Origin of the sequence: Streptomyces viridosporus (assembly GCF_002078235.1) — a bacterium.
GTDB classification, from domain to species: domain Bacteria; phylum Actinomycetota; class Actinomycetes; order Streptomycetales; family Streptomycetaceae; genus Streptomyces; species Streptomyces viridosporus.
The window spans coordinates 1-11,543 of sequence record NZ_MSGP01000140.1 but is presented as its reverse complement, the minus strand read 5'-3'; the positions used below and the strand labels follow the sequence as shown (position 1 = coordinate 11,543).

At 69.1% G+C, this 11,543-nt stretch carries 6 protein-coding genes, 1 pseudogene and 1 CRISPR repeat array; of the genes and pseudogenes, 3 read left to right on the top strand and 4 right to left on the bottom strand.

The window, feature by feature from the left end:
• Positions 1 to 109: 109 nt before the first annotated feature.
• From B7L92_RS10720 to B7L92_RS10710, 3 genes are read right to left on the bottom strand one after another with little or no spacing between them, the layout of a single operon-like run.
• Positions 110 to 820 (bottom strand): hypothetical protein, encoded by a 711-nt coding sequence (locus B7L92_RS10720; protein ID WP_081237194.1) that lies wholly within the window; start codon positions 818 to 820, stop codon positions 110 to 112.
• Complete coding sequence (locus tag B7L92_RS40610) at positions 817 to 1,245, bottom strand: DUF6415 family natural product biosynthesis protein (protein WP_081237195.1); 429 nt, start codon at positions 1,243 to 1,245, stop codon at positions 817 to 819. Before B7L92_RS40610 ends, B7L92_RS10720 begins: the two co-directional genes overlap by 4 nt.
• Entirely contained in the window at positions 1,242 to 1,661 is a 420-nt protein-coding gene (locus tag B7L92_RS10710) for an ATP-binding protein (protein WP_081237193.1), read from the bottom strand. Before B7L92_RS10710 ends, B7L92_RS40610 begins: the two co-directional genes overlap by 4 nt.
• Positions 1,662 to 2,016: 355 nt before the next feature.
• On the opposite strand from B7L92_RS10710, the gene B7L92_RS10705 reads away from it, so the two are divergent.
• The 3 genes and pseudogenes from B7L92_RS10705 to B7L92_RS10695 all read left to right on the top strand — a co-directional run bounded on the left by B7L92_RS10705 (position 2,017) and on the right by B7L92_RS10695 (position 4,928).
• Complete coding sequence (locus B7L92_RS10705) at positions 2,017 to 3,408, top strand: helix-turn-helix domain-containing protein (protein WP_081237192.1); 1,392 nt, start codon at positions 2,017 to 2,019, stop codon at positions 3,406 to 3,408.
• Positions 3,409 to 3,441: 33 nt separating this feature from the next.
• Positions 3,442 to 4,347: a phosphotransferase gene (locus B7L92_RS10700; RefSeq protein WP_081237191.1), complete on the top strand. Its 906-nt coding sequence runs from the start codon at positions 3,442 to 3,444 to the stop codon at positions 4,345 to 4,347.
• Positions 4,301 to 4,928: pseudogene (locus B7L92_RS10695) on the top strand (HNH endonuclease family protein). The gene B7L92_RS10700 and the pseudogene B7L92_RS10695 overlap by 47 nt, the downstream one beginning before the upstream one ends.
• A 981-nt stretch (positions 4,929 to 5,909) precedes the next feature.
• On the opposite strand, the gene B7L92_RS10690 reads toward B7L92_RS10695, so the two are convergent.
• Positions 5,910 to 6,362 carry a hypothetical protein gene (locus B7L92_RS10690; RefSeq protein WP_081237190.1) on the bottom strand — a complete coding sequence of 151 codons (453 nt, stop codon included), beginning with the start codon at positions 6,360 to 6,362 and terminating at the stop codon, positions 5,910 to 5,912.
• A gap of 4,562 nt (positions 6,363 to 10,924) precedes the next feature.
• Positions 10,925 to 11,258: a CRISPR direct-repeat array (repeat unit 29 nt; unit sequence CGGAACACCCCCGCGTCGGCGGGGAGGAC).
• Positions 11,259 to 11,543: the final 285 nt, after the last annotated feature.

The following is an 11,543-nucleotide window of genomic DNA, read 5'->3' as shown; positions in this document are numbered from 1 at the left end:
ACCTTGCCGTGGGGGAACACGAGTCGGGCAGTTCGTCCCCGCGCCGGGGGTTGAACCCGTCCGGCGACCCAGGCCGGCGGGGGAACATCCGGACCGCCGGACAGGGGCTTTATGCGGCGCGCTTCAGCTCCCGAAGCAACTCCTCCAGGTCCACGAGCCGGAAGGAGCTGAAGCGTCTGACCAGTTGGGAGGCGAGGAACGTCGACAGGTTCGGGTGCCCGTACGGCAGTGGTTCGTCGGGCCGGCCTACGACCTGCACGCCCTGGTCGCCGTAGCCGTAGACGACACCGTGCACCCCGTACAGGGGCGCGCTCTGCACCAGGAACACCATGGGCCGGCGGTCGAGGTGCGGGCACAGCTCGGCGGCGGCGCGCACGTGCCGGGCACACACCGGCGGCTGGTTCGTGAGCACCGGCACCCGGTGAGGATCCACCGCGGCCGGCCCGGCGAGGAAGACGTATCCGAGCGGGGTCCGCGCGGGTTCGGCGCAGACCTGACAGCGCAGGGCCTGCATGGTGAGCCGCTGGCGGAAGGGGTGCATCAGCCGCCACTGGGGCCGGCCCGTCGGCATCTTGCTGTCGTCCACGGGGCCGAACGAGCACCGCCCCCACAGCACACCGCGCAGGTCCCGGTCCCGCGGATCCTCGTCCGTGTAGCGGAGCTGGTAGCGGCCCGGCCCGAGCGTGGCCAGCATCAGGTTGGCGGGGGCGGCTTCCTCCCCCTCGCGCTGGATGACGAAGGGGACCAGGGACGGCTCGGCGCGCACAATGTTCTCTCTCGGGGGCGTGATGGCGGGGGCGGGTGTCCGGGCGTGGGTCATGCCACCTCCCGCAGGCAGCGTGCGGCGACGAGCCGGTCGAGGAGTTCGCCGGCGGTCCAGCCCAGCCGGCGCAGGTGCCCTATGGCCTGCCGGCGGTCGCCGGGGGCGTCCTCGGCGGACAGCGTGCGGGCCTGCTCGATGAGCTGCGCCGTGGCGGCGTCCCGCCGGTCTTCCTCGGCGGCAGCGGCGATGGTGACCAGCCGCGCAAGGTGGCCGCGGAGCCGTTCGGCGATGGCCTCGGCGGCTCCCGTGGCCGGGGGGACGTCGTCCAGCGCGGCCGCGGCGTCGTCCAGGACGGCATCGCCGTCGAACGGCTGCCAAGCCTGGAGCTTGTCCCGGAGAGCTTCAAGGTCCCCCTTGGGTAACGGCGGCCGCCACCGCGGCACGGGGCGGGGGAAGCGCTGGACGGTGCCGGGGGCGGTCACGGCCGGCCGCCGGGGACCGTGAGGCAGCACCAAGTGGTGGCCCCGTCGTCGCTGGTGCCCCAGGTGCCGCCGTGGGCAGCGGCGAGGCGGTCGACAAGGAAAAGGCCGCGGCCGCACTCGGCGTCGTCCTCGGCGGTGCAGGTGACCGGCTGGCCGGGTGTCTCGTCGTGCACGGCCAGGTGCAGGAGACCGCCGCGGACGGTCATGGTGAAGGTGACCTGTGCGCCGTCACCGTGTTGGATCGCGTTGGTGACCAGCTCGGAGACGATGAGCGTGGCGTCGTCGATCAGTGGTTCCAGGCCGCAGTACCGCAGCCGGGCCGCGGCCAGCCGCCGGGCCATCCGCACACGACGCGCATCGCCTTCAGGGATGCCGCCCCCGGCTCGGGATGGGGAGACTTCGAAGCATACGCTCATCCGGTTGTTCTCCAGGGGGACACGCTTGGGCTGGCGCTCATGACAGAGTCCGTCTGCCATCGCGTTTGCCTCCAGGTTTGGGTGATGTGACGTCGCCTTGCCCAGCCATGCAGTAGGCGGCGGCGCCCACAGGCCCGGCGACCGGAGTATCGGGGCCTCCAGCCGACGGATGGCTTGTTGGGCTATCGCAGGCAGCAGCATTTGCCCTGAAGCCGGTGTCGGACAACAGTCACAGGTCGCTGATCAGTTACTTCCGAACGCAGGAGTCACTGCCGTTCGCACTGAGCAGTGAAAAAGTCACTGCTTTGATGTGCGGCCGGCGCACCGTCACTACGCTCTTTCAGGAGGAGGACTGATGAATCGCACGTCACACCGCTCGTCCTGTGCAAAGCAGTTACGGCAAGAGGCCTTGCTTCGAGGTGAGTCCGTCGACGGGATCGCTCGGATCATTCACGCCCATTGCTCTGTCTCTCTTCTGCGTGCACAACGCTTAGCCCGGGGGCTCACCCTGAAGGAGGCCGCTGACGGTCTGCGCGCCCTATCCGCAGAGCGCGAGAATGCTCCCAGAGTGGACGCCGATCAGCTGGGACACTGGGAGACCGGTCGACACCCACGGCTAGCCACCCTCGGTCTGCTGTGCGAGTACTACAACTGCACGCACGAGGAATTGGGGCTTCGAAATGTGACAGCATCCGTTCCTCCCTCGTCCGCTACGCTCGCCCCCGCAGGATCGCCGCTACCCACACCACCACCTGTACGGGAGCCCCGCACGACCAGTTCCCTCGAACAGCAAGTCGATGAAGCCCGGCGGTCGGTGGACCGCACCCTTGCTGTTGGTAATGTCAGTACAAATCAGTTGGACTTGCTTGATGAACAGGTGCTCTGGGTCCGCGAGCAGTACGTCTACACACCACCAGCATCAATGATCAGGATTCTTCTCGATCACCTGTATGAGGTGGAGGACCTGGCGGGGCACCGGCAGCCGGCCGCCGTCCAAGTTCGGTTGTCCGAACTAACTGCCATGCTCGCCACGCTGATCGCTGACGCGCTAATGAAGCTCGGAGACCTGCCCAGGTCGCGATCCTGGTATGCGACAGCACGGAATGCCGCAGACGACAGCGGCAATACCGAACTGCGGGCACGGGTAAGGGCGCAGGCTGCGATGCTCCCCTTCTACTACGGACCGCTCCAAGCGGCGGTCGCCCTGTCCCGAGAAGCCCGCATCCTCTGCCGCGGCCGGTCCAGTACCACCACAGCCTTCGCCTCAGCGGCTGAAGCGCGCGCTCTGGCGAAGCTGGGTGATGCCCTAGGTGCGCAAACCGCTCTCCGGAACGCAGTTGCTGCATTCGAGCACAGCGGAGCCAGCAATCAAGCCGACAATGACGCCTTCGGCTTCCCGGAACGACGGTTCCTGCTGTACGAGAGCGGCACCCTCACGGCCCTCGGCCGCACAAGCCAGGCCCGACGCGTTCAGGAGACGGCACTACGCCTGTACCCAACCAAGACCGGCATCGACCCCGCACTCCTCAGCTTCGAAGCAGCCCTCTGCCTAGTACACGACGGCAACCCCGCTGAAGCATGCCAACAGGCCGGGGCCACCTTGCTGCGCATCAGCCCAGAGCACCGCACTCTGATCGTCGAGGCACGGGCCTATGAAGTCATCGGAGCCCTCCCCTCAGGGGCACGAAGCGGCCGCGAAGTGCAAGAACTTCGCGAAATTCTCGCACTTCCTCCCGGGGCGATGTGACAGCATCACGGGTCGTCAGTGAGCCTGGAACGCATGACAGACGCTACGCCGGCCCCCGGCGGGTTCAATGAGTCCGAGCTGCATCAGATCCTGGAGCGAGGCTGCAAGGCCGCAGGCCTCGACTGCTCCGAGGCACGCCTCCTCCGAGGACACACCAATGCGGTCATCCTGCTGAAAAAGGAACACGTCGTCGTCAAGATCGCTCGAAGGGGGTCTCCAGTCGGCGACGTGGCACGCACTGTCACGTTCACCCGGTGGCTCATGGACGCCGGTTTCCCCACCGTTCCGCTGCACCCCGTCGACCAGCCAGTCGTAATCGACCAGCACGCCCTCACCTTCTGGGTATACCTGCCCCAGCCGGAGCATCCAGTCACCGCGGCTCAACTCGCCAAGCCCTTGCATGAGCTCCACACACTGACCGAACCACCTGTGGCCCTACCCGATCACAACAATCTTGCAGCCATTCGTCGATCACTCATGGCGATCACCTGCCTCTCCAAGCCAACGCTGTCGTTCCTGGCCGAATACGCCGACCAGCTTGAGTCGGATCTTCACACAGTGAAGTTCGACCTTCAAAGAGGGGTGATCCAAGGCGACCCGCAGCACCGAAACGCCCTCCACCTCCCCGACGGCGGAGCAGTCCTCTGTGACTGGGACACCGTGGCAATTGGGCAGCCGGAATGGGATCTCGTCACCGTCGAGGTCCACTGCCGACGCTTCGGACATGGTCAACAGCACTACGAAGCCTTCACCGACGCCTACGGCTGGGACGTCACCCGCTGGCCGGGCTACCCTACTCTGGCCGCGATCCGCGAATTGCGGATGATTACGACAAACGCGCGAAAGGTCCATCACGCTCCGCGCAGCTTGCAAGAAGTCGAGCGGCGGATAGATGCTCTCCGCCGCGGAGACAAGACCTTGCGGTGGAATATCTTGTGACGTAAGTCGTCTGCCCGAGCCCAGGACAGCTCCGCACATGCGCCCATCTACGACGTCCCGGGATGGCTACGACCGGGATGCCTTCCGCCACTGGAACACCGGCGCCGACCCGTCCGACGGGTGCAACACCCGCGCGGAGGTCCTGCTCGCCGAGGCCGTCGCCCCCCCCGTGGTCGGGCCCGGCTGCCGTCTGTCGGGCGGGCGCTGGTGCTCGTACTACGACCAGGTCTGGGTGACGTCGGCCTCCGGCCTCGACATCGATCACATGGTGCCCCTCGCGGAGAGCTGGGGCAGCGGGGCGTCCGCGTGGACGGTGCAGCGTCGCGAGGCGTACGCCAACGACCAGGGCGCCGACGCCAGCCTTGGTGGTTGTCACCGCCCGCTCGAACCGGTCCAAGTCAGATCAGGACTCCGCCGAGTGGCTGCCGCCCGCTGCCGGGGTGCACTGCCGGTATGCCGCTGAGTGGGTGGCCACGAAACTCCGCTGGAGTTTGACGGCCGACGAAGCCAAGGTAGCAGCCCTGCACGAGACGGTGGTCGGCTGTCCGGATCAGACCGTGACCTACGAGCCGGCCCCATAACCCGTCGAGTGGCCGGCGGCTACCCGGGACGAGGACGAGTACACCGCGCCCGGCGAGGTCGAGATCACCGGAACACCCCCGCGTCGGCGGGGAGGACGAGAAGGCGCTGAAGACGGCGGGGAGGACGAGAAGGCGCTGAAGACGGCGGGCGCGCTGGTCGGAACACCCCCGCGTCGGCGGGGAGGATGGCCCGGACAGCATTCCCGGCCTGGCGGATTACGGAGCACCCCCGCGTCGGCAGGGAAAACTACTGGATACGCCCGCCCGACTCCGCAGTCTCCGGAGCACCCCCGCGTCGGCGGGGAGGAGTACGGGGCGAGGATCGTGCGCAGCAGCACCGACGGAACACCCCCGCGTCGGCGGGGAAGACCCGCGCCCGGTCAGGATGCCGATGTGTGCGCGGAGCACCCCCGCGTCGGCGGGGAGGACATCTGCCCGTCCGCGCCGATCGGGATCGCGTACGGAACACCCCTACGTTGGCGGGGAAGACACCGTGCCGGGTAGGTCCCGCGGCTCCGGCGTCGGAACACCCCCGCGTCGGCGGGGAAGAGAATCTGGGCGTGGCCTGGCACGACGAGGAGTTCGGAACACCCCCGCGTCGGCGGGGTGGATTCGGCCGTCCAGCTCACGGACGAGCAGAACGACGGATCACCCCCGCGTCGGCGGGGAGGACAGGAGCTACGTCGTCACGGTCCGCAGCGTGCCCGGACACCCCACATTGATGGAGAGGGCCCACCGGTCTCGTACAGGATTCCGCCGAGATCCGGAACATCCCTGCGTCGGAGGGGAGGACCGCCCGCGTGCGCAGCGGCTCAGGTCATGGCACGGATCACCCCCGCGTCGACGAGGAGGAGATCACCTTCGAGGGACTGGCGATTCCGAGAGCCGGAACACTTCCACGTTGGAGAGGTGGACGGGCAGGCTGGCGAGCGATGAGAACGTGCAGGCTTGTGGTCGCCGGGCCTCACCTTCAGGCTCGTCTCACTGCGTGATGTCGCGCCACCATGTGGCGATGCGGCTGTCCATCCAGTAGAGCATTTCGGCCTTACCGGTTGTGCTGTCAGAACTGCCTTGGCTGTTCTCGATGGGCCAGCGCTTCTCCTTGAACAGCTGTGCGGAGATGCGGCTAAAAGCTGCATGCTCGTTGCTCTGCTGACGCTCTGGAAGCCCGGAGCGCTGAAGAATCTCCGTGAACGTCACTTTTTCACCAGGGCGCTCGGCTGTCGCCTCGAAAAGAGCGCGAACCCCAGGAAGGTGGTTCGTCTTGCTCCACAGCAGGGCTACCTGCGCCTTAGTCCACAGCCCCTGGCGCCCTAGGTCGACAGCGGTGTCTGTCCCATCGATCTCCCCGAGCAGCCCGTGGAGTTTGGCGTTGAGGGATTCGACGTCGGCGAGCGCGGCAACGACAGCCGCACGCAGCGCTGAGTGATCCATTAGAGGCCCCCTTCATGAAGATTCGTGGACGAATCTATACGATGAGCAGCTTAGGGATTCGTACACGAAGCCGCAAGAGTTCGTTGGCCAACGACACCTGTCCTCAGACAGGTTGACGGATCCGTGCATGCCGAAGAGGAGTACAAGCCGGTCGATGAGTCCTTCTTCCGTGTGCGCGGAAGCTGGATGCAATCACCGAGGACGGAACACCCCGCGTCGGCAGGGAAGACGGCAAGACCTTCGACACCGTGGTCCGTAACGTCGGAACACCCCTGCGTCGGCGGGAAGGACGCGGCCCGCAAGTTCGCGGCGGAGATGCGGGACGGAATACCCCCGCGTCGGCGGGGAGGGCCGGGAGGGGGACGTCGGGCTCGACCTTGGCTGGCGCGAAACACCCCCGCGTCGGCGGGGAGGACGTCTTGCGGTCGAGACCCACGAGCTCGGCGAGCGGAACACCTCCGCGTCGGCGGGGAGGACCTGTACTCCTGATCCTGGACCACCCATCCCTTCGGAACACCCCCGCGTCGGCGGGGAGGACTGCAACCCCCGATGCCGCACCCTCTGGTTCGTCGGAACACCCCCGCGTCGGCGGGGAGGAGAGAGATCGAACACCTCGCATGGTGCGGCCACGAGGAACACCCCCGCGTCGGCGGGGAGGACGTGGCGACGCGGTAATACACCTGCGTCTGGACCGGAACACCCCCGCGTCGGCGGGGAGGACCTTCACGCCGTGCCCCTCGTCGCCGTCGGGGACGGAACACCCCCGCGTCGGCGGGGAGGACGCCGCCACCGGCAACACGTCCGTGCCGTTCAACGGAACACCCCCGCGTCGGCGGGGAGGAGCGACTGGAGGACGGCCGCGCGCGGTTCAGCATCGGAACACCCCCGCGTCGGCGGGGAGGAGCTCCGCATGCGCAGCAGGAGCGCGGTCGTCAGCGGAGCACCCCCGCGTCGGCGGGGAGGACCTGTCCGACGACGCCTACCTGCGCGAGCTGGGCGGAACACCCCCGCGTCGGCGGGGAGGACGCGGCCACACCCGCCGGGATCATCACATAGCGCGGAACACCCCTGCGTCGGCAGGGAGAACGACGGGAAGAACCTGGGCCGTCGCCCGGACCGCGGATCACCCCCGCGTTGGCGGGGAGGGCTGCTTGAACAGCTCGCCGAGCGCCTTGCTGACCGGAACACCCCCGCTTCGGCGGGGAGGACGGGTCGACCGCGGCAGCGGCGCGGCGCTTGTACGGAACACCCCGCGTCGGCGGGAAGGACCCCATCCTCAAGGAGACCGGCGAGGCCCACGACGGAACACCCCCGCGACGGCGGGGAGGACGTCACCCTGGCCCTCATCGTCGTCTCCCTCGTCGGAACACCCCCGCGTCGGCGGGGAGGACCACCTGGGTACCTCCTGCCACCTGCGCGGCGGCCGGAACACCCCCGCGTCGACGGGAGGACAGCTCCAGGGCCTCCGGGAGGAGTCCTCGGAGCGGAACACCCTGCGTCGGCGGGGAGGACACCAGCCTCGAGCGCCTGGGCGACAAGTACGGCGGAACACCCCCGCGTCGGCGGGGAGGACGCCTCGTCCAGCTCTGGGAACGCATGATCGACCGGAACACCCCCGCGTCGGCGGGGAGGACCCGCCGATCTTCGGCGGGGCGAACCGGTAGTGCGGAGCACCCCCGCGTCGGCGGGGAGGACCGCACGCTGAAGAAGCAGGGCCACAAAGACGGCGGAACACCCCCGCATCGGCGGGGAGGACGCGGCGGTGACGGTGCCGTCCTTGTCGACCGTCGGAACACCCCCGCGTCGGCGGGGAGGAGCGGACGTGGTCTGAGCCATGGTGGCTGTCTCGCGGAACACCCCTGCGTCGGCAGGGAGGACACGGGGTCCGGGCACGGGATCCGGTAACACGGCGGAACACCCCCGCGTCGGCGAGGAGGACACCACCCGGCTCGGGCTCTTGATGCCGAGGGCCGGAGCACCCCCGCGTCGGCGGGGAAGACCGGAGGCCGACGGGCATCGGCGTCCCCTGGTACGGAACACCCCCGCGTCAGAGGGGAGGACGACGGCGTGTACCAGCTGGTCCGCCCGTTCGGCGGAACACCCCCGCGTTGGCGGGGAGGGCCCGGCCTGGTCCGAGGGGTGCTGCCCGGTGCGCGAAACACCCCCGCGTCGGCGAGGGGAACGATACGCCGTACTCCTCGTCCAGGTCCCGCTCCGGAACACCCCCGCGTCGGTGGGGAGGAGGGCACGGAGGGTGCCCGCTGTGCTCCTACTGCGGAACACCCCCGCGTCGGCGGGGAGGACCTCATCGAGATCATGACCGGGTCCCCGGTCTACGGAACACCCCCGCGTCGGCGGGGAGGACCACGCGCCGTCGACGACGGCGTCGGGGTTCGTCGGAACACCCCGCGTCGGCGGGGAGGATATCGGGTGGATTCCCTCGCTCACGCCGGGCAGCGGAGCACCCCCGCGTCGGCGGGGAGGACCTGGCGTACGGCCTGGCGAAGGCGGTGTACGGCGGAGCACCCCCGCGTCGGCGGGGAAAACTACTGGGTACGCCCGCCCGACTCCGCGGTCTCCGGAGCACCCCCGCGTCGGCGGGGAGAACCCAGAACTATCCAAGATGACCGTGCCGAAGGGCGGAACACCCCCACGTCGGCGGAGAGGACGCCCTGGCCCAGCTGCGCCGCGCCCAGAAGGACGGAACACCCCCGCGTCGGCGGGGAAGACACGGTCTTCAGCGACACGACGACTGCCCCCGGCAGAACACCCCCGTGTCGGCGGGGAGGACTGGTTGAGGTAGCGCCGGGATATGAGCGCTTCCGGAACACCCCCGCGTCGGCGGGGAAGACGACAGCCACACGGTCGGCTCCCGCCGTAGACCGGATCACCCCCGCGACGGCGGGGAAGCGACGGGGTGTACGTCCTGCACTGGCTGGACGACGGATCACCCCCGCGTCGGCGGGGAGGACCTCGGTGATCAGGTCCATGAGGAGACAGGCCTCGGAACACCCCCGCGTCGGCGGGGAGGACCGGCGTCAGGCCCCTTCGCCACTGGGCACGACCGGAACACCTCCGCGTCGGCGGGGAGGACCCCGGCCAGCACTTCCCGTACGCCGTTGACTCCGGAACATCCCCGCGTCGGCGGGAAGGACCATGAACCCCAACCTCTGTCGTATCGTGCTGCGATAGGACGTGGTTTCGAGCTACCACGTACCAGCGCCCTTCGGAACACCTCCGCATCGGGGAGAACGGAGGCACAGGTCAGTGATCGGGGTTGGGCGGCTCCGGCCTCGCCTGGGTGTGGTCAGCGTCGTTTGCCGAGGCCGGGTAGTCCAGCGGAGACGGTGCGGATGTTCTGGCTGACGTGGACGACGGGGGGTTTCCTGCTGCCGGCAGCTGCCTGGGCTACCGCCTCGGCTTCGCGTTTGCGTTGCGCTGCGGCTCGCCGACGGGTTGCTTTGGCACGGCGGTGGTGCTCGGCATTGACGGCGTGGCGGCCGGTGTTGGCTTCCTGTCGGGCCTGGGCGGGGGTCTTGCTTGACGCCGCGGCAGGTGGAGGCTCGGGGGGAGGCAGGAACGGGTTGGTGGATACGGGCGGTTTGGGCCAGTCCATACTGCCCCCTGTCCTCGTGTTGTGTCCTGGTGTGTTCATGGTGGCGGGACGCGTGGAGGCGGGCAAGGTTCGGGGCGTCGGCAGCGGGCCACCTCCTGCCGGAGAGGCACTGCGGCCCCTACCGAGCGGAACACCCCGCGTCGGCTGCACTACGCGTAGACCCCCCGCGTCGGCAGGGAGGACGCTATGCGCACCGCAACCCAGATCCTGCAAACCGGAACACCCCCGCGTCGGCGGGGAGGACAGCGCCCGAATCTCCGCCGAGACCGGCACCACCGGAGCACCCCCGCGTAGGCGGGGAGGACCGCAAGGCGGTTGTACGCGACCTTGTTGTCGCACGGAACACCCCCGCTTTGGCAGGGAGGACGAGGGCCACGGCGGCGGCCGGGCGCACTACGGTGGAGCACCCCCGCGTAGGCGGGGAGGACAGGTGCTGGTCGATCCAGGCGCGCAACTTCTTCGGAGCACCACCGCGTCGGTGGGGAGAACGTCACCAAGTGGGTCATCAAAGAGGTGCTGACCGGAACACCCCCGCGTCGGCGGGGAGGACGCCCAGTCTCCGAGCCGCTCCGAGGTGACCTCCGGAACACCCCTGCGTCGGCGGGGAGCACAGCTGCCACTCGCTGAGGGGGCCCAGGATCTGCGGAACACCCCCGCGTCGGCGGGGGAGGACATCGCTACGAATGCGGCCGACCTCGCGAATGCCGGAACACCCCCGCGTCGGCGGAGAGGACGGAGTCACGGCATCGATCATGCTGTCCTCGTTCGGAGCACCCCGCGTTGGCGGGGAGGACCATGCAGCGCGCACAGGCACAGTCGCGCCCTCCGGAACACCCCGCGTCAGCGGGGAGGGCCCCGAGCCGGGGCAGGGCGACGACGCACCGATCGGAACACCCCGCGTCGGCAGGGAGGAGGACAAGCGGTGACCCGCGCGGAGCGGCTGGCCCGGAACACCCCCACGTCGGCGGGGAGGACAGCTTGACCTCGGGGACGTCAGCGGGTCCGAGCGGAACACCCCCGCGCCGGCGGGGAGGACAACGGGGCGGCGGACACCAGACGCTCCGCGAGCGGAACACCCCCGCGTCGGCGGGGAGGACAGGCCGGAGCAGCGCGAGCAGCTCCGAGCGCTCGGAACACCCCCGCGTCGGCGGGGAGGACACCCACACTGTGCCGCCATGACAGCAGCGGAGCGGAACACCCCCGCGTCGGCGGGGAGGACGGCCGCGCCGGTCAGTTCGACCTCCAAGTGATCGGAACACCCCCGCGTCGGCGGGGAGGGCAAGTCTTGGAGGGGCGGGCCATCTGGCCGGCTTGTTGAGGGAGGACACGAGCGTGTTGTTGGGGCCCTGCTGTATGCCCAGGTCCTCATATGTCGATACGTTCGAGGCGACGCGTGGCGTCCGGTGCAGCAGTGAGGGCGGGGTCACTTCCGCTTGCGTGGGGTCGGCATCATCGGCTTGTAGCCGGATATCTCGTCCTGCGGCGTGATCCGGCTGTGCAGAACGTGTTCGGCCAGCGGGGGTCGTTTGCGCGCGAGAGGTGACGGACCCCTGGGGTCCGTCACC

What these genes read in the sequence shown, in the direction of transcription:
- B7L92_RS10720 (WP_081237194.1), bottom strand. Translation starts at nt 820, where the DNA reads ATGACCCACGCCCGGACACCCGCCCCCGCCATCACGCCCCCGAGAGAG.
- B7L92_RS10710 (WP_081237193.1), bottom strand. Translation starts at nt 1,661, where the DNA reads ATGAGCGTATGCTTCGAAGTCTCCCCATCCCGAGCCGGGGGCGGCATC.
- B7L92_RS10705 (WP_081237192.1), top strand. Translation starts at nt 2,017, where the DNA reads ATGAATCGCACGTCACACCGCTCGTCCTGTGCAAAGCAGTTACGGCAA.
- B7L92_RS10700 (WP_081237191.1), top strand. Translation starts at nt 3,442, where the DNA reads ATGACAGACGCTACGCCGGCCCCCGGCGGGTTCAATGAGTCCGAGCTG.
- B7L92_RS10690 (WP_081237190.1), bottom strand. Translation starts at nt 6,362, where the DNA reads ATGGATCACTCAGCGCTGCGTGCGGCTGTCGTTGCCGCGCTCGCCGAC.